Below are 17,984 nucleotides of genomic sequence, written 5' to 3'. Positions count from 1 at the left end.
GCATTGAAACCTAGACCAGCCCGTTGCGTTCCAGAATCGAACGGATCGCGGCAGTCTCGGAATCGTTCAAGGACAGCATCGGCGAGCTCATGGTGTTGGACTCGATCACGCCCATCACCTGCAGCGCGGTCTTGAACGCACCCAGACCAGCGGCTCCGCCGGACACGCGTCCGTTGGGGGTGTAGACGATCTCGAAGACGTCGGCCAGGCGGTCCTGCTCGCGGGCCGCGCCGGTCCAGTCGCCGGCCTGTGCGGCGTCGAACAGGCGGCGGTACCCGGCCGGATCCACATTGCCGAGGCCGGGAACAACACCCTGCGCGCCGCCCAGGAGCGCACCGTCCACCACAACCTCGTGACCGGTGAAGATGTCGAAGTTGGGGATGTCGTTGGCGGCGAGGAGCAGTTGGCGGAAGGATACGTCGTCGCCCGAGGAGTCCTTGACACCGGCAATGACGCCGTCGCGGCCGAGGCGGACCAAAAGGTCGGTGGGCAGTTTGAAGTGCGTGCGGACCGGAACGTCGTAGGCGAAGATGGGCTTCTCGATGGCGGCGTGGATGCTGCGGAAGTGCGTTTCGGTCTCCGCGGCGTTGCCGATGGCGTAGTACATGGACGTGACCACGATCGCGTCAGCGCCGAGGTCAACCACCTTGCGGGCTTCCTCGATCACGCGGTGGGTGGTCTGCTCGTTGGCGCCCACGATCAGCGGGACTGCTCCGGCGTTGGCGTCGGCGATGGTGGAGACCACCAGCTCACGCTCATCGTTGGTGAGGTAGGGGACTTCGCCGGAGGAGCCCAGGACGAAGAGGCCGGACACACCGCCGTCGATCAGGTGCTTGGTGACGTTTTTCAGCGACGCGGTGTCGATGCTGCCGTCTGCGTGGCGGGGGGTGATGACCGGGGGGATGACGCCCTGGAACTGAGTGGACACAGAATTCTCCGTTGTTTGTAGCTTGTGAGGGGAAAAACTAGATGTGAAGCAGGCTGGGCGCGGCGCCCAGCAGCTTCTTGGTGTAGTCGTTGCTCGGGTTGTCGAAGACCTGCGCGGCTGAGCCTTGTTCGACGATCTTGCCGAAGTACATGACGCAGATACGGTCCGAGACATAGCGGACGGTCTGGATGTCGTGCGAGATGAACACCATGCCCAGGTTCAGCTGGGTTTTCAGGTCGGACAGAAGGTTCAGGACCTGCGCACGGACGGAGACGTCCAGCGCCGACGTCGGCTCGTCGGCCACGATGATGTCCGGGTCCAAAGCCAACGCGCGGGCGATCGCCACGCGCTGGCGCTGGCCGCCGGAAACCTGCGACGGCGTCACTTCGGCTGCCGATTGCGGCAAGCCAACCAGGGCCAAGAGTTCCTTGACCTTGGCGGCGCGGGAAGCAGCGTTGCCGATCCCATGAATCTGAAGGGGATCAGTGAGGATGTCCTGGATGGTCATGCGGGGGTTCAGTGCCGTCGCCGGGTCCTGGAAGACCACGGAGACGGAGCGGCCAAACTGCTTGCGCATGGCCGCGTTCCGCTTGATGGCCGGCTTTCCGTGGAACAAAACCTTGCCCGACGTCGGCGGCTGAAGTCCCACGAGGACCGAAGCAAGCGTGGACTTGCCGCAGCCGGACTCACCCACGATGCCCACGGTTTCGCCGCGGCTGATGGTGAAGTCCACGCCGTCAACAGCTTTGACGATGTTTGGACGGAACAGGCCACCGGTCCGTGCATGGTGGTAGACCTTGACGTCCTTGAGCTCGATGACGGGCTTGCCGGTTGATTCACTCATTTCGCATCCTCCTTCAGATGGCTCGCCCAGTAGTGGTCGGCATCGCCGCCGTTGATTGAGTCAACGGAAGAAACAGCGGTGAGGACCAGCTTCTGGTGGGGATCGGCGTCGGGTCGCAGTGAGCGGGCCGCGAAGCGGTCGCCCGTGGCGAAATCCCGCGGGGACGGAACAGTGCCGGGGATCTGGTGGAGGCGGACAGCGTCGGCCTCAATGGAGAGCACCGCGCCGAGCAGGCCACGGGTGTACTCGTGCTTGGGATTCTGCAGAAGCTCGGAAGCCTGTGCGGATTCCACCACCTGGCCGGCGTACATCACCGTGATGCGGTGGGCGAGGGAAGCCACCAGGGCGAGGTCGTGGCTGACGAACACCATGGCAAAGCCGAGTTGTTCGCGCAGTTCGTTGAGCAGGTCCACAACCTGCTTCTGAACGGTGACGTCAAGGGCGGTGGTGGGCTCGTCGGCAACAACGATCTTCGGTGAGCGGGAGAGGGCCATGGCGATCAGCACGCGTTGGCGCTGGCCGCCGGAGAGCTCATGCGGGTAGCTTGCCAACGTCCGGACGGGATCCAGTTTCACCATTTCAAGCAGTTCCGCGGGTGTCTTGCGGCCGTTGCGCTTAGTGAGCTGTTCCAGCTGGTCCTTGATTTTCATGGACGGATTCAGGGAGCTCAGGGCGTCCTGGTAGACCATGGCGATCTGTTCGCCGCGGAGGCCCTCGTAGGCTTTGGGATTGCTGTGACTGGTGGCCGGATCCAGGAGTTCCTTGCCGTCGAACATGATGGAACCGGTGACCTGGGCGGTCTTGGGCAGCAGTCCCATCACGGCCAGGGAGGTGATGGACTTGCCACAGCCGGACTCGCCTACCAGGCCCATGGTCTCGCCTTCGCGGACCGTGAAGGAGACGTTGTCCACGATCGCGATGTCGCCGAAGCGGCCCGGGAAGCGGATGGACAGGTTCTTCACTTCCAGCACGTTGCGGGCCTCGGGAGAAACCTGCGGGAGGCGGTCGGTGCGCTTCGCTTCGATGGATGCCAGAAGTTCCAGTTCGCGATCCAGCAGGAGGTGCGGGTTGGCGGCGGCCAGCTTCACGTCGGTGAGCACGGCTGAGGAGCTGGCCCCGGAAGTGACGCCGTCAGCGGAAGCCGCCATGACGCCGTCGAGCTCGTGTGCCTCAACCACAGAGGGCTGGGCGACGGAGGTGGCAACCTCGGCATCGACAGCAACGGCCGCGGAGGATCCGTCGTCGTCCTTTACTACCGGTGCGCGGCGGAGCTTCGGATTCACCATGGCGTCGGTGAGGCCCTCGGCCAGGATGTTCAGTGACAGCACGGTCAAGAGGATGGTGAGGCCGGCGAAGGTAGTGGCCCACCAGCCGCCGGACAGGACCAGGTTGCGGCCGTAGGAGATCACGTTGCCCCAGGAAGGAGCGGGGTCCTGCACGCCGGCGCCCAGGAAGGACAGCGAGGCTTCGAGGATGATGGCGTCGGCCACCATGACCGTGGCGAACACCAGCACGGGAGCGGCAGTGTTGCGGACGATGTGCTTGACCAGGATGTAGAAGCGGCCTGCACCGATCACACGCTCGGCACGGACGTAGTCTTCGCCGTACTGGGCCAGGACGTTGGCGCGGACCACGCGGGCCAGCTGCGGCGTATAGATAATGGCGATCGCGATGATGATGGTGGGCACCGAGTTGCCGAACGCTGCCAACAGCACGGCTGCCAGGGCGATGCCGGGGAATGCCATGAGGATGTCCATGAGCCGCATGATGATCTCGTTCACGGACTTGCTGGAGGTGGCCGCGAAGGAACCCAGGAGTGCGCCGGCAAGGATGGCCAGGGCAACCGCGCCGAGTCCGATCATCAGCGACGACTGCGCGCCGAACAGGAGCCGGGAGAAGATGTCACGGCCCAGGCGGTCGGTGCCAAAGAAGTGTTCGGCGCCGGGCGGCGTGGCCGGGATGAAGGTCTCCAGAGGATCGTGCGGAGCGATGACCGGCGCGAAGATCGCTGCCAGGACAATCACCATGAGGAAGACCAGGGCGATACGGGAGCCCCAGGGCAGGGCCTTGAAACGAATGCCCGGGGCACTTAGCCGTTCTGCGAGCTTGCTGCGCATGAGCTATACCGTCCTGATTCGGGGGTTGATGAGCAGGTAAAGGAGGTCCACCACAATGTTCACCAGAACAAAGGTGACCGAGATGGTGAGCACCACGCCCTGGACAAGGTTGACGTCCAGGTTGGTGATGCCGTTGAGGATCAGTTGGCCCATGCCGGGCAGGGCGAAAATCATTTCAATCACGACGGCGCCACCCAGCAAGTAGCCCACGCGGAGTCCCAGCACGGTCACCGGGGTGACGAGCGCGTTGCGGAGGACGTTCTTGGAGACCACCTCGCGGTAAGGGACACCGTTGCCGATGGCGGTGCGGACGTAGTCGCGGTCCAGCTCTTCAACCATCGAGGTGCGGACCACGCGGATCAGGGACGCTGAGACCGGGATGCCGAGGGCGAGTGCCGGGAGGGCCATCGAGTTGAGCCAACCGCCAAAGCCGGATTCCGGCGTCGCAATTCCGCCTGAGGGGAACATCGGGTTCTCGCCCAGAGCGAACCACTGGATGAGCAGGATGCCGAGCCAGAATGACGGCGTAGCAATCGCGGCGATGGAGAAGACGCGGACCAGCTGGTCCTGCCATTTGTCGCGGTACAGGGCGCCCATGATGCCGAAGGCCAGGGAGAGCACGATCGCAATGAGGACGCCAAGGAAGGTGAGTTGAAGGGTCAGAGGGAACGCCGAGGCGATCATGGACGCCACCGACTTGGCCGGTGGTGTGGTGACCCCGAGGTCGAACTGCAGGAGCTTGCCGAGGAATCGGAAGTACTGCAGGACCAGGGGGTCGTTCAGGCCATTGTCCTGGCGGTACTGCTGCTTGGCTTCTTCGCTGGCGCCATCGCCGAGGGCGGAGCTTGCCTGATCGCCGGGAGCGGCCTGCAGGACGAGGAAGACGAGCAACGTAATGCCCAGGATCATCAATGGCAATGCTGCAAGTCTGCGGCCTAGCAAACGCAATATGGTGACCAATGTATTCTCCGGTTGATCTGGTTGTTAGGCCCGCTCTGCAGGGTTTTTGGGGGTTAAACCCTGCAGAGCGGGCCTCACAACGCGAAGGGTTGCTTAGGCTGTGCGTCCGACGTCGACGAAGGACAAGCCAGTGGTGGGCAGGGGCTGGAAGCCGTTGAGCTTCTTTTCATCCCATGCGCTGGGCAATTGGCGGTGGAAGACCGGGTACAGGGGAACTTCGTCCGAAACCATGTCCACGATTTCACTCACGATCTTCTTGGCTTCCTCACCTGAAGCCTGCGAGCCCTTGTTCATGAGCTCCTGCAGCTTGGTACGCTCCGGCGTGGTCCAGAAGGCGCGCTTGTCCATCCATGTTGCACCCGAGTAGAACCAGCTCAAGAGGAGGTCCGCGTCGTTACCGAAAACGGAGGGATCGCCGGGAGCTGCGACCACGGAGAAATCACCCTTGCCAACGCGGTCGCTGTACAAAGCGCCGGACTGGAGGCTCTTGACGGTGACCTTGACTCCAGGGATCTTGTTCCAGGATTCGAGGATCAGCGGCGCAACATCCTTCACCCAGGCGGTGTCCGTTGTGAGGAGTTCGAATTCGAGACTGGTGACGCCGGCCTGCTTCAGGAGTTCCTCAGCCTTGGACGTATCGAAGCCGTAGACGTTCTTGGCTTTGACGTAATCCGGATGGCCTTCCTGGAAGTAGGACGTGGCAGCCTTGGCGTTGCCGAACAGGGCCTTCTTAATGATGGCTTCCTTGTCCATGCCGTAGTGCAGGGCCTGACGGACCAGCTTGTTGTCGAACGGTGCCTTGGCGCAGTTGAACATGAGGAACAGCAGGCCGAAGGACTGGACGGACTCCACCTTGATCTTGGATTTCAGCCCGTCAACATCCAGGTAGGGCACGTCTTCGATCGCCTGGACGCGTCCGGACTGCACAGCGGTGACACGGGCGGCGGCATCGGAGAGCAACAACCAGTTCATCCCCTTGGCCAATGCCGGCTTGGGGCCGTTGTAATCAGCGAATGCTTCGAACACGATCTTGTCGTCCTTGACCGCCGAAACGAGCTTGTAGGGGCCGGAGCCCACTGGCTTGGCATCGAAGGCTTTCAGGTCGGTGGCCAGCGCCTTGGGCACAATCTTGACTACCGAGATGCGGGGCCCGAAGCCGGGGAAGGCGTACTTCAGAGTGAACTCAACCGTCTTCTCGTCCAGCGGCTTGACGTCCTGGATGAAGGGAATGAACTGGGAGAACAGGGACTTGTTGGCCGGATCCATCACGCGGGTGAAGGAGAAAGCGACGTCCTCGGTGGTGACGGGGGAGCCATCATGGAACTTGGCACCCTCGCGAATGGTCACCTGGTAGGTGGTGTCGTTGACCTTCTTGGGGTCTGCGGCAGCCAAAGCGTTGTACGGCTGACGCGTGGCGGGGTGCAGTTCGATGAGGCCTTCGAAGATGTGCAGGTTGGCGGCCATAGGGGTGGCGCCGGAGGAGCTCAGCGGGTCAAAACCCGTGGAGAGTGCGTAGGAAATGCCTGCCTCGATGATGAGGTCCTTGTTGACCGCAGCCGTGTTGGTGGTGGTGCCCGTGGTGGTGCTGGCAGCGCCGCCGCACGCAGAAAGGGTTGCCGTGAAGGCGGCTGCTGCACCAACTGCGCCGCTTAGCTTCAGGAAGTTCCGGCGGCTGGCGTCATTGACCAGCGGCAGGCTGTGGATCGTCTTGCTCATAGGGTGCCTCACCATTCGCGTTTCGTGGGTTATCGGATGTAGGACGTCCGATGCTCGTATGGAAACTGTAAGGGCGGTCACAACGGAACGTCAAGTGGGGGATTTCCGGCTGCGGCCGGTGCGGAAGGGAATTCTCAGGGAGGAATTCGGTAGCAACAGCTATCGGGGAGGTGGGACATCCGATATTGTATGCTGCGAGTAAGTCATTCTGCGGTGGGCACTAAGCTCGCCTCAATATTAACACCGCACCGCCTTCTCATAGGGTGGCGCATTGGCAAGGAGAGCGCCATGACAACTTCCGGTGTAGTTCCGCAAGCGCGGTTCAGTGCACAGGCCCGGCTGCGTGCTTTGCAGTCGGACATTATGGAATTGATCCTTGAGCGTGAGCTCGAGGCGGGCGATCCATTGCCCACGGAGAGCGAGCTTTCCGGAGCACTCGGCGTAGGGCGTAATACGCTCCGCGAATCCCTCAAAGTTCTCCAGGCGCTTGGTGTCATTGAAATCCGTCATGGCTTCGGCATGTTCGTAGCACCGAGTAACTTCGATGCCTTGGCCGACGGACTGACCTTCCGGGGGCGCCTTTCACTCCGCCATCAAGGCCTTGAAGCCCTGCAACTGGTGGACGTGCGCCAAGCCCTGGAATCCGGGCTGATTGGCTCATCCATGGATGTCATGACCAAAGAGCAGCTCGCCTCCATTGAAGAAGCCGTGAAGCAGATGGAAGAACTCGCTGCCGCCGGCGAGAATTTTGTTGCCGCGGACGCTGAGTTCCACCGCCGGCTCTTCGAACCCCTGAACAACGAACTCCTGATCAACCTGATGGGCGTCTTCTGGAAGGTGTACCGGAAGATCCACGTGGAGATCGGACCGGGCAATGAGGACCTGGCGAAAACTGCCGCCATGCACCGCAGCATCTACGCCGCGGTCGCAGCCGGGGACAAAGTCTCGGCGTCCGAACTGCTCAATCGCCACTTCGATGGCATCCGTCGCCGCATCAGTGAAGCGGTGGGCGACTAACGGACTTAACCGCAAGGGCCGCCGTCGTACTNNAGTACGACGGCGGCCCTTGCTGTTTCTGCGTTCGGGTCAGCGGCCGCTTACTGAGGTCAGCCGGGCATAAAAAAAGACCCGCACCGGCGAACCGGTGCGGGTCTTCATCTGTGCGCCCAAAGGGATTCGAACCCCTGACCTTCTGTTCCGTAGACAGACGCTCTATCCAGCTGAGCTATGGGCGCATTTCGTGTGATTCTCGGCGGTCTGTTTCTCTGACCCCCTCGAACCTCAATAAACTTTACAGAAGTTCATGTGAAGTTCCAAATCGAAAAGCTGTAATCTGCGCAACTAGACCGGTCTAGGTGACCTTCGTCACTTAATTCTAGCCTTCTCGATCCTCAAACCCTGATTTCTAGCGGTTTTCGCCCTACGCCTCTGTGGATGTCCGATGTCTGACAGCGGATTGGTCTGGTCCGCGGCCCCTATCGTTTAGGACACACCACTGAACCCGAGGAAGGGAACCGCAATGGGCGATCTGGCGCGACTGCCGCTGCTTGAGAAGGCACCTACTACGCATGCACGCCTTCTGGCCTGGGTTGAGGAAGTTGCCGAGCTGACTCAGCCGGACCGCATCCACTGGGTTGATGGCAGCGAAGCAGAAAACAAGAAGCTCACCGACGAGCTGGTCGAGGCCGGCACGCTGAAGCGTCTGAACCCGGAAACGTTCCCGAATTCCTTCGCGGCGTTCTCCGACCCCGCTGACGTTGCCCGTGTGGAAGAGCAAACCTTCATCTGCTCCGAGAACGAGCGCGATGCAGGCTTCACCAACAACTGGATGGCCCCGGCCGAAATGAAGCAGAAGCTGCGCGGACTGTTCGCCGGCTCCATGCGCGGCCGCACCATGTACGTCATTCCGTTCGTCATGGGCCACCTGGATGCCGAGGACCCAAAGTTTGGCGTCGAGATCACCGACTCCGCCTACGTTGTTGCCTCCATGCGCATCATGGCCCGAATCGGTACGGACGTCCTGGATCGCATCACGCAGACCGACGCTTTCTTCGTGCCTGCCCTCCACTCACTGGGCGCCCCGCTGGAAGCCGGCCAGGAAGACGTTGCATGGCCGTGCAACACCGACAAGTGGATTGTGCACTTCCCGGAAGAGCGCTCCATCTGGTCCTTCGGATCGGGCTACGGCGGAAACGCCCTGCTGGGTAAGAAGTGCTACGCGCTGCGCATCGCCTCGGTGATGGCCCGCGACGAAGGCTGGCTGGCCGAGCACATGCTCATCCTCAAGCTGACCTCCCCGGAGCAGAAGACCTACTACATCTCCGCTGCCTTCCCGTCCGCTTGTGGCAAGACCAACCTCGCGTTGCTCGACCCCACCATCAAGGGCTGGAAGGTTGAGACCCTGGGTGACGACATCACCTGGATGCGCTTCGGCAAGGAAGGTGAGCTCCGCGCCGTCAACCCCGAGGCCGGCCTGTTCGGCGTCGCTCCCGGCACTGGCTGGGGCACCAACCCCAACGCCATGCGTGCCATCGCCAAGGGCAACAGCATCTTCACCAACGTGGCCCTGACTGACGACGGTGGCGTCTGGTGGGAAGGTATGACCGAGGAAACTCCGGCACACCTGACCGACTGGCGCGGTGAGTCCTGGACTCCGGACTCGGACAAGCCTGCCGCCCACCCGAACTCCCGATTCTGCACGCCGATTGACCAGATCGACATGCTGGCCGAAGAGTACTTCAGCCCCGAAGGCGTGGAGCTGTCCGCGATCCTGTTCGGCGGCCGCCGCAAGACCACCATTCCGCTGGTCACCGAGGCCCGCAACTGGTCCAACGGCATTTTCATGGGATCCACCCTGTCCTCCGAAACCACGGCTGCTGCCGCGGGTGCCGTTGGTGTGGTCCGCCGCGACCCCATGGCCATGCTGCCGTTCATCGGCTACGACGCAGGTGACTACCTGAACCACTGGGTGAACCTGTCTGCCAAGGCTAACCCGGAGCGGCTGCCCAAGATCTTCCTGGTCAACTGGTTCCGTCGCACGGCTGAAGGCGGCTTCGCCTGGCCTGGCTTCGGAGACAACGCCCGTGTGCTCAAGTGGGCCATCGAGCGCCTCGAAGGTAAGGCCGACGCCGTGGAGACCCCCATCGGCTTCGTGCCGACCGGCGAATCCATCGATCTTGAGGGCCTGGACATGACCCCGGCTGAGGTCGAGTCTGCCGTTCGCGTCGACCCCGAAGAGTGGGCAACCGAACTGGCGTCCATCGAGGAATGGTTCGCTAACTTCGGCGAATCCCTCCCGGCGGCGCTCCAGTCCGAGCTGGACGGTCTCAAGACCCGTCTGGGCTAGACCTCTTAGGAACAACGGCGTTCTTAAGTGAACGACGACGGCCCGTCACCTTTCGTATGAAAGGTGGCGGGCCGCCGTCGTGCTGTCAGGGAAGCCGTGCTGTCAGCCAAAGCCGTGCTGGGGCTTAGGCCGTGTGGCTTAGCTGGCGAGCCAAACGTCCGGACCGAACACTTCGTAATGAATGCGTGTGGCCGGAATCCCGGCGTCGATCGCTTCGTCGCGGATCTTCTTCATGAAGGGGAGCGGTCCGCAAAGATAAAGCGAAGCATCGGCGGGCATGTCCACTTCGCGAAGTGACATGAAACCCTGGGCGGCCGAGGCGTGCGGTGTTTCGAGCCAGAGTTTCAGATCAGCGTTGATGGTGGCGGCGTCAGCCTTCATCTGGCCGCTGAGTGCCCAGTTCTCCATAGTTTTCTCAGCATGAAGGACCAGGACCTGCCGGTCGGTGCCTGTTTGCGCGAGAGCCCGCAGGATTGACGCCGTGGGGGTGCAGCCAATGCCCGCCGATGCCAGAATGACCGGGCTATCTCCTTCTTTAAGGGTGATTTCGCCGTATGGGTTGGAGATCTCAAGGACGTCGCCAGGTTCGACGCCGGTGTGCAGGGCGGTGGATACCTCACCGCCGTCGTTCAGCTTAGTGGTGAAGACCCTGCGGGTGCCCGTGTCACCGGACAGTGAATATTGGCGCACTTGGCGGAGGCCGTCGGGAAGCTGGACCTTGACGCTGACGTACTGACCAGGTTTTGCCGCCGTCACCGGAGTTTGGTCGGCCGGTTCCAGGGTGAATGTCATGGCATCCGTGCCCGCAGGCTCCTTGCTGGTCACGCGCCAGGGCATCCACATTTTGTCATTGGCCTGAGCGGCGTAGAGATCCTTTTCAAGCTTGATCAGGGCATCTGCCATGAGCCAGTAGACCTCTGTCCATGCTTCCGCAATTTCCGGAGTGATGACCTCGGACAAGTCCGCGGCGATGGCTGCGAAGAGGTGCTCGTAGACCACTCCGTACTGATCCTCCGTGATCCCCAAGGATGCATGCTTGTGGGCAATCCGGGAAAGTACCTTTTCGGGGAGTGTGTCCGGGTTATTGATGAGGTGGGTCGCGAAGGCCGCGATGCTTCCGGCGAGTGCCCGCTGCTGATCTCCTGAGCGCTGGTTGGATCGGCTGAAGAGTCCATCGAGCAATTCGGGGTGTGCTGCAAAGAGCCGATTGTAGAAATCGACGGTGATCGTGCCAATCCGTGAGCCGACCAAGGGCAAAGTAGCTTCGATGATGGGGCGGGACTTTTCCGAGAGCATGGTTCTCCTGGTGTAGGGGCCGGTAACCCGAGGGTATATAGGTATTTGTAATGCGTATATTTATATCTCAAGTTCTACACTGCGTAGAAGAGTTGTGCAAACTGGATTCTTTCCGCTCGGGCAGGCCGAAGCGGGACCTACGGGAAAGGGGCTTACTAGCCCCGTTACCAGCTACGGTTGCGTCGCCGGTGTCCTGAACTCCGGGCGCAATCCGATGGACTGGAACACCGGGATCATCTGGCGAGCATGGGGGAGGGAAGCAATGACCACGGAATCCAGCTCCGTGTAGAACGCTTCCCTGGCCCGGTTCATCGCATGCCGCAGGCCGCACTCATTGATAAGCGGGCAATTCTTGGTGGGGGATTGGCACTCCGCCGGATCCTGCCGGCTGTCCAAATGCCGAAGGACTTCGCCGACTGTGGCCCTCCGCCCCGACTCATTGAGCCGGGAGCCGCCCAACCGGCCCCGTTCAACGTCGATATAACCCAGTGCACGCAAGCGAACCATAGCCTTGCTGACATGGTTGTACGGCGTTCCCACGGCATCGGCCACCGCTTGGGTGGTCAGCAGTGTGCCCTCAGGGGCCGCGGCCAACACCATGATGGCGCGAAGGCTGACATCTGCGAAGGCGTTGATTTTCATGGGATCAGCTCACGGGTAAGGTCTAGTCCACCCAAATGGATGGTTCGTGGGTATCTGGCTCCATGGCGCTAAAAGCAAAACCGTCCACTGTGGGAACGTACGGAATTATTGCCGCACGGACTTCCCCGTCCCTGTGCTCGGCTGCACCATGAATGCCATCAGATCCATGATCCGGCAGGTTGACGTCACTCACAACAGCCACGGCCTTGAATTCGTCACGGCCCTGGCGCAGCAATCCCTGGATGTCGGCCAACATCTGACCGGCATCCACGTCGCCGTTTTCGTCCGGCTCGCCGGGGGCGATCATCACTAGCCGTAGCTCGTCGTCATTCGACAGCGTGACGCCGAACGGAAAGAAACCACCGTTCTGCTGGATGTGCTCCTGTGCTGTGCCTAATGCTGTGCCCAGCGTCTCGCGGAGTTCGCGGTCCTGGACCGACTCGTCGTCGCCGGCTGCGCTGGTGGGCTGTTCGCTCATGCTGGTGCCTAGGCCCGGACCAGAGCCAGGACGCGGTCGCGGATCTTTTCCATGGTTGCCTGATCCTTGGCTTCTGCATTCAGGCGCAGGAAGGGCTCCGTGTTGGACGGGCGGAGGTTGAACCACCAGCTGCCGTCCTTGGCTGTGAACGTGCTGCCGTCCATGTGGTCGATGTCGATGTCTTCGGTTTGGAAGTCGATGCGAACACGTTCGACTGCGCCGGCCTTGTCCTCGATCTCGGAGTTGATCTCACCGGAAGAGACGTAGGGCTCGTATTGGCGGCCGAGCTCCGAGAGCGGACCGTCTTGCTCACCCAAGGCGGCGAGGACGTGCATGGCGGCAAGCATGCCGGTGTCAGCGTTCCAGAAATCCCGGAAGTAGAAGTGTGCGGAGTGCTCCCCGCCGAACACGGCGCCTTCCTCGGCCATGACAGCCTTGATGAAGGAGTGTCCAACGCGGGTCCGCACGGCACGGCCTCCATCCTTGGCCACGAGCTCGGGCACGGCTTTGGAGGTGAGGAGGTTGTGGATGATCACCGGAGTCTCCTCACCCGCAGCCTGTGCGCGGGCGATCTCACGGCGTGCCACCATGCCGGTGATCGCAGACGGAGAAACGGGCTCGCCCTTCTCGTCAATGACAAAGCAGCGGTCCGCGTCGCCGTCGAACGCGAGGCCGATATCCGCGCCGTGCTTGACGACAGCGGCCTGCAGGTCGCGCAGGTTTTCCGGCTCCAAGGGGTTGGCCGGGTGGTTCGGGAACGAGCCATCGAGTTCAAAGTACAGGGGAACGATTTCGAAGGGCAGCGCCGGGAGGAGTTTGTCGCCGAGTACTGCCGGGGTGGTAAGGCCGGCCATGCCGTTGCCAGCATCCACCACGATCTTCAAGGGACGGGATCCGGAAAGGTCAACGAGCTTCCGCAGGTACTCGGAGTAGTCCTTCAGGACGTCGTGGACGCCGATCTCGCCGCGGGTGGCTGCCGCGGGGATAATGCCGGTATTCAGGTACTGCTCAGCAAGGGTCTGAATTTCCTTGAGCCCGCTCTCTGAAGAGATGGGCTGGGCACCGGCCTTGGACATCTTGATCCCGTTGTACGCGGCGGGGTTGTGACTGGCGGTAAACGTTGCGCCGGCAGCGTTCAAGGCCCCGCAAGCGTAGTAGAGCTCGTCGGTTGAGATGAGGTCCAGCAACTGAACGTTCGCGCCACGCGTGGCGGCACCATTGGCAAAGGCTTGGCTGAACTCAGGGGAGGAGGGGCGCATGTCGCCGCCAACCAGTACCGTTTCACCTTCCAAGCCCAGGACGTCGATGAAGGCAGCGCCGACGGCCTCGACGATTTCAGCCGTGATGGTTTCCCCCACGATGCCCCGGACGTCGTACGCCTTGAAGGAAGCCGAGAGGTCGAATGTCTTGTTCTGCTCGCTAGTCACGGGCTCAATCCTACTGTGGCAACGCAGTTCGGGTTGAACCTGCACACGGGACCTGTGGATAGTGTTTGTCCACATAGCAGGGCAACCGGGTTCTGGCTGTCAGGGTCGGCTGGAATACTTGGTTGATGGCCAACAACTCTCCAATCGCTGCCGTTTCCGTGCAATCCCCTACTCATCAGCAGGCGCTGGCGTGCCTTCGTGAGCTGGTGGGCCACCCCGAAGCGCAGTTCCATGACGGACAGTATGAAGCCATCGAGGCCTTGGTGGACGCGGGCCGCCGGGCTCTGGTGGTTCAGCGCACCGGTTGGGGTAAGTCAGCCGTTTACTTCGTGGCGTCATTGCTGCTGCGTCGGCGCGGTGCAGGACCAACGCTCATTGTCTCGCCCTTGCTTGCCCTGATGCGCGACCAAGTGGCCGCTGCAGCCCGGGCCGGGGTCCGGGCCGTCGCCATCAACTCCGCGAACGCCCTGGAATGGGATACGGTGCTGGCCCAGCTGGCCGCGGACGAGGTAGATGTCCTACTTGTCTCCCCGGAACGGCTCACCAACCCTTCGTTCAGGGAGAACCAGCTACCGGAGCTCATCCGTCGGACCGGCCTCCTGGTGATTGACGAGGCTCACTGCATTTCGGACTGGGGACACGACTTCCGCCCTGATTACCGGCGCATTGCGGACCTCATTGCCCAATTGCCGGACTCTGTTCCAGTCCTGGCCACCACGGCCACTGCCAATTCCAGGGTGGTTCATGACATCGAGGAACAGTTGGGTGCGGGGGTGCTTACCATCCGTGGCGCGCTGGGCCGCGAATCACTGCGACTCGGTGTCCTGACGCTGCCCGACTCCCGGGACCGTCTCGGATGGCTCCTGACACATCTTGCCGACATGCCCGGAAGCGGCATTATCTACACGCTCACTGTCTCGGCAGCAGAGGACACTGCGCGGCTCCTTGCGGAGGCCGGACACAACGTCCTGTCCTACACGGGACGAACGGACCCCTCAGACCGGGAGCGCGCCGAGCAACTGCTCAAGGACAACCAAGTGAAAGCCCTCGTGGCCACTTCAGCACTGGGCATGGGCTTCGACAAACCTGATCTGGGTTTCGTGATCCACCTGGGTGCTCCGTCTTCTCCGGTTGCCTATTACCAACAGGTGGGCCGCGCAGGCCGTGGCGCAGCCAACGCGGATGTCCTGCTACTGCCGGGGTCCGAAGACCGCGAAATCTGGCAGTATTTCGCTACAGCGTCCATGCCGTCGGCCGAGAAAGCCGGCGCCGTGCTGAGCGTACTGGGGGAGGCCGGGTCCGCCCTTTCCACGGTCGCCCTGGAAGCCCGTGTAGACCTCCGCCGAACACCATTGGAGTTGCTCCTCAAAGTCCTGGCGGTTGATGGCGCCGTGGAACGTGTTGGGGGTGGTTGGCGATCCACCGGCATGCCGTGGAACTACGACGCCGAGCGCTATGCGCGTATCGCCGAGGCCCGGGTGGACGAGCAGGATTCCATGGTGATCTACCAGGACACAGCCGGCTGCCGCATGGAGTTCATCACCTCCGTCCTGGATGACGAAACAGCTGCCGCTTGCGGCCGCTGCGACAACTGCGCCGGGCGTTGGTTCCCCGTGGATGTGGCGGCTTCGGCGGCCGATGCAGCGGGTCAAACTCTTCGGCGCGCGGGCATAGCCGTTGAGCCTCGCCTTCAATGGCCCAGCGGAATGGACCGGCTGGGCGTGGCGGTCAAAGGAAAGATCAAGCCGGATGAGAGCGTCTCCGAGGGGCGGATCCTTGCCAGGCTTACCGACCTTGGTTGGGGCGGTGCGTTGAGGGAGTTGTTCGCCGCTGGGGCTCCGGACCGCGCCGTGGATCCTGCCATGCTGCAGGCCTGCGTCCACGTCCTGCGTGAGTGGTCGGGCGCCGAAGGCGGAACTCCGTGGAGCGGCGTCGGGCGGCCCGCGGCGGTGGTCAGCATCCCGTCCAGGAGCAAGCCCCTGCTGGTTGAGTCCTTGGCACAGGGAATTGCCGGGATAGGACGGATGCCTTACCTGGGCCAGTTGCAACCGCACCACGGAGGCCCAACCGGTGCGCGTGGCGGCAACAGCGCCTACAGGTTGGCCGGTGTGTGGGACCGCCTCGTTGTGGGTCCCGAACTCGCCCAGGCGTTGGCTGGTACGGGAGGGCAGCCCGTGTTGCTGGTAGACGACATCGTTGACAGCCGCTGGACCATGACCGTATCCGCCCGTGCCTTGCGGCAAGCCGGCGTGAGCGCCGTGCTCCCGCTGGCGCTGGCTCAGGCGGGCTAGTACAGCTAGGGCTCGCCCCACCTGTAGAACTACGTCATGTTGTGATCGCTCCCACTCTGCGTCTATAGGATCGAGCAAACACGCCTGCTTCCCCGTCGCAGGTCACCAGCCAGATCTTGGACCGGAGCCATGAGCACAAAACCCAACACCGACGTCGGAGCGGCAAACGAAACCAGCTGGCGGCCGCGCCTGGCCCTGTTGGTTGCGGCAACGTTCTTCATGGAGTTCCTCGACGGCACCATCCTTACCACTGCTATCCCCAGCATCGCCTCGGACTTCAGGGTGGCGCCAGCGGACATCAACATCACCATGACCGCCTATTTAGTGACCGTGGCCATGGGCATCCCTTTGAGCAGTTGGCTTGCCGAGCGGTTCGGCGCCCGCAGGATCTTCTGTCTGGCGATATCGGTATTCACCGTTGCCTCCTTGCTCTGCGCCATCAGCTCGGACTTGACCATGCTGACTCTTAGCCGCGTTGCCCAGGGCATGGGCGGAGCCATGATGGTTCCCGTGGGAACTCTGGTGGTCCTGAGGGGCACCCCCAAATCGGAGCTCCTCCGCGCCACCGCATATCTGGTTTGGCCTGGCCTGCTGGCTCCGGTCCTGGCACCGATGGTGGGCGGCGCACTGACCACGTTCCTGTCATGGCACTGGATCTTCATCATCAATGTCCCTTTGGGCCTTGCCGCCTTCCTTGCAGCACTCAGGTTGGTGCCGCGAACAACGTTTGACGCCAAGCGCCGCCTCGACTGGTTCGGGCTTCTCCTCACCACACTTGGCGTGGGCGCCCTGGTGGTGGGGCTGGAGACCTTGGGAGGGCACGCGTCCAATGTGCTTGCTGTGGTGGTGGTCGCCGCTGGGGTGTTGTCCTTGGCGGGGGCAGTCTGGTGGATGAGGAAAGCCAGCGTTCCCCTGTTCAACCTCAGCGTCTTTGGCACCAGGACTTTCAGGGCTACCTCCACGGGTGGGTTTATCTACCGGCTGACCATCAGTTCGGTCCCGTTCTTGTTGCCCCTGATGTTCCAGGACGGATTTGGCTGGGACCCGCTGAAGGCAGGGGTGATGGTGGCGGCGGTTTTCGTGGGCAACATCGGGATCAAACCGGCCACCACGCCTCTGATCAGGCGCTTCGGGTTCAAACCAGTACTCGTTTTCGCATCCTTCGCCTCCGCGGTGACCTTCGCGTTGTGCGCCTTCCTGGATGCCCAAACACCCGAGCCGTTGATATTCACGCTGCTGCTGTTCAGCGGTGCGTTCCGCTCCATCGGCTTCTCCGCCTACGCTTCGGTGCAGTACGCGGACATCGTCCCCGGTCAGTTGCCCTCAGCCAATGCCATCTCCGCAACGCTCGTTCAGTTGGCGGCGGCAGCAGGCATCGCGGTGGGTGCCCTGTTCCTGCGCCTTTTCGAGACCACGCATGTGTTCGGGGCCGATCACGTGGCGGCCTACAAGGGGGCGTTCATTGCCATGGCGGTCCTGATGCTGATCAGCACAGTGGACAGCCTGACCCTCCATCGTCACGCCGGGGCCGAGGTCAGCGGCGGAGCAAAGCGCAATTAAACGCAAAAGGTCCCGGTTCGAAAACCGGGACCAATTCGCGGAGACGGGGGGATTTGAACCCCCGGTGGAGTTGTGCCCCACACTTCATTAGCAGTGAAGCCCATTCGGCCGCTCTGGCACGTCTCCCTTTGCTATTGCTAGCCCACCAAGGATACGCAGAACGAGCCGTTCAGCGCAAAACGTCCCGGCCAAGCCGTCCATTTCGATGGTTCCCTGCTGAGAGTGCCGCGCGCACGGCATGTCTGGCAGGGAACCATCGAAATGGACGGCTTGGCCGGGACGTTTTGCGCTGAACGGCTCGTTCTGCGTATCCTTGGTGGGCTAGCAATAGCAAAGGGAGACGTGCCAGAGCGGCCGAATGGGCTTCACTGCTAATGAA

General features: G+C 62.2%; 13 protein-coding genes and 2 tRNA genes. 4 read left to right on the top strand and 11 right to left on the bottom strand.

Going from position 1 to position 17,984, the window contains the following annotated elements:
• Positions 1-10: 10 nt before the first annotated feature.
• The 5 genes from EU811_RS00675 to EU811_RS00655 form a co-directional block, all read right to left on the bottom strand.
• Positions 11-928: a dihydrodipicolinate synthase family protein gene (locus EU811_RS00675; protein ID WP_142936607.1), complete on the bottom strand. Its 918-nt coding sequence runs from the start codon at positions 926-928 to the stop codon at positions 11-13.
• A 37-nt stretch (positions 929-965) separates the two neighbouring features.
• Positions 966-1,772, bottom strand: coding sequence for an ATP-binding cassette domain-containing protein (locus EU811_RS00670; protein WP_142936606.1), 807 nt, complete (start codon positions 1,770-1,772; stop codon positions 966-968).
• Positions 1,769-3,889, bottom strand: coding sequence for a dipeptide/oligopeptide/nickel ABC transporter permease/ATP-binding protein (locus tag EU811_RS00665; RefSeq protein ID WP_142936605.1), 2,121 nt, complete (start codon positions 3,887-3,889; stop codon positions 1,769-1,771). The genes EU811_RS00670 and EU811_RS00665 overlap by 4 nt, the downstream gene beginning before the upstream one ends.
• Before the next feature lie 3 nt (positions 3,890-3,892).
• Positions 3,893-4,849, bottom strand: a complete 957-nt coding sequence (locus EU811_RS00660) for an ABC transporter permease (protein ID WP_165450133.1) — start codon at positions 4,847-4,849, stop codon at positions 3,893-3,895.
• Positions 4,850-4,942: 93 nt separating this feature from the next.
• Positions 4,943-6,580, bottom strand: a complete 1,638-nt coding sequence (locus tag EU811_RS00655) for an ABC transporter substrate-binding protein (protein WP_142936604.1) — start codon at positions 6,578-6,580, stop codon at positions 4,943-4,945.
• A gap of 273 nt (positions 6,581-6,853) precedes the next feature.
• On the opposite strand from EU811_RS00655, the gene EU811_RS00650 reads away from it, so the two are divergent.
• Entirely contained in the window at positions 6,854-7,582 is a 729-nt protein-coding gene (locus EU811_RS00650) for a FadR/GntR family transcriptional regulator (protein WP_142936603.1), read from the top strand.
• 144 nt (positions 7,583-7,726) lie between these two features.
• On the opposite strand, the gene EU811_RS00645 is transcribed toward EU811_RS00650, so the two are convergent.
• Positions 7,727-7,800, bottom strand: a tRNA-Arg gene (locus EU811_RS00645).
• Positions 7,801-8,084: 284 nt separating this feature from the next.
• On the opposite strand from EU811_RS00645, the gene EU811_RS00640 reads away from it, so the two are divergent.
• Entirely contained in the window at positions 8,085-9,911 is a 1,827-nt protein-coding gene (locus EU811_RS00640; protein WP_142936602.1) for a phosphoenolpyruvate carboxykinase (GTP), read from the top strand.
• A gap of 138 nt (positions 9,912-10,049) precedes the next feature.
• On the opposite strand, the gene EU811_RS00635 is transcribed toward EU811_RS00640, so the two are convergent.
• From EU811_RS00635 to EU811_RS00620, 4 genes are all read right to left on the bottom strand, one after another.
• The gene (locus tag EU811_RS00635; protein ID WP_142936601.1) at positions 10,050-11,207 is read right to left on the bottom strand and encodes a globin domain-containing protein; all 1,158 of its coding nucleotides are present in this window, start codon (positions 11,205-11,207) and stop codon (positions 10,050-10,052) included.
• Between the two features lie 171 nt (positions 11,208-11,378).
• A complete protein-coding gene (locus EU811_RS00630) occupies positions 11,379-11,849 on the bottom strand; it encodes an RrF2 family transcriptional regulator (protein WP_142936600.1) in 471 nt (156 codons plus the stop codon).
• 22 nt (positions 11,850-11,871) lie between these two features.
• The gene (locus tag EU811_RS00625; protein WP_142936599.1) at positions 11,872-12,327 is read right to left on the bottom strand and encodes a hypothetical protein; all 456 of its coding nucleotides are present in this window, start codon (positions 12,325-12,327) and stop codon (positions 11,872-11,874) included.
• Between the two features lie 8 nt (positions 12,328-12,335).
• Entirely contained in the window at positions 12,336-13,754 is a 1,419-nt protein-coding gene (locus EU811_RS00620; protein ID WP_142936598.1) for a phosphomannomutase/phosphoglucomutase, read from the bottom strand.
• Between the two features lie 125 nt (positions 13,755-13,879).
• Between EU811_RS00620 and EU811_RS00615 the strand changes: the two genes are divergently transcribed.
• Both EU811_RS00615 and EU811_RS00610 read left to right on the top strand, forming a co-directional pair.
• Positions 13,880-16,045, top strand: coding sequence for a RecQ family ATP-dependent DNA helicase (locus EU811_RS00615; protein ID WP_142936597.1), 2,166 nt, complete (start codon positions 13,880-13,882; stop codon positions 16,043-16,045).
• Between the two features lie 129 nt (positions 16,046-16,174).
• On the top strand, positions 16,175-17,605 hold the full coding sequence (locus EU811_RS00610; RefSeq protein ID WP_142936596.1) for an MFS transporter: 1,431 nt from the start codon (positions 16,175-16,177) through the stop codon (positions 17,603-17,605).
• Positions 17,606-17,643: 38 nt separating this feature from the next.
• Here the strand turns inward: EU811_RS00610 and EU811_RS00605 are convergent.
• A tRNA-Ser gene (locus EU811_RS00605) sits at positions 17,644-17,731 on the bottom strand.
• Positions 17,732-17,984 lie beyond the last annotated feature (253 nt).

It is taken from the genome of Arthrobacter sp. TS-15, from assembly GCF_006964045.1.
In the GTDB taxonomy this organism is placed as follows: Bacteria; Actinomycetota; Actinomycetes; order Actinomycetales; family Micrococcaceae; genus Arthrobacter.
The sequence above is the reverse complement of the archived record's forward strand: the minus strand, read 5'-3'. Positions and strand labels throughout refer to the sequence as shown.

Bases quoted from the DNA above. Each gene is read 5' to 3' on its own strand.
- EU811_RS00650 (WP_142936603.1), top strand. From the start codon at position 6,854: ATGACAACTTCCGGTGTAGTTCCGCAAGCGCGGTTCAGTGCACAGGCC.
- EU811_RS00635 (WP_142936601.1), bottom strand. From the start codon at position 11,207: ATGCTCTCGGAAAAGTCCCGCCCCATCATCGAAGCTACTTTGCCCTTG.
- EU811_RS00625 (WP_142936599.1), bottom strand. From the start codon at position 12,327: ATGAGCGAACAGCCCACCAGCGCAGCCGGCGACGACGAGTCGGTCCAG.
- EU811_RS00665 (WP_142936605.1), bottom strand. From the start codon at position 3,889: ATGCGCAGCAAGCTCGCAGAACGGCTAAGTGCCCCGGGCATTCGTTTC.
- EU811_RS00670 (WP_142936606.1), bottom strand. From the start codon at position 1,772: ATGAGTGAATCAACCGGCAAGCCCGTCATCGAGCTCAAGGACGTCAAG.
- EU811_RS00630 (WP_142936600.1), bottom strand. From the start codon at position 11,849: ATGAAAATCAACGCCTTCGCAGATGTCAGCCTTCGCGCCATCATGGTG.
- EU811_RS00610 (WP_142936596.1), top strand. From the start codon at position 16,175: ATGAGCACAAAACCCAACACCGACGTCGGAGCGGCAAACGAAACCAGC.
- EU811_RS00655 (WP_142936604.1), bottom strand. From the start codon at position 6,580: ATGGTGAGGCACCCTATGAGCAAGACGATCCACAGCCTGCCGCTGGTC.
- EU811_RS00640 (WP_142936602.1), top strand. From the start codon at position 8,085: ATGGGCGATCTGGCGCGACTGCCGCTGCTTGAGAAGGCACCTACTACG.
- EU811_RS00615 (WP_142936597.1), top strand. From the start codon at position 13,880: ATGGCCAACAACTCTCCAATCGCTGCCGTTTCCGTGCAATCCCCTACT.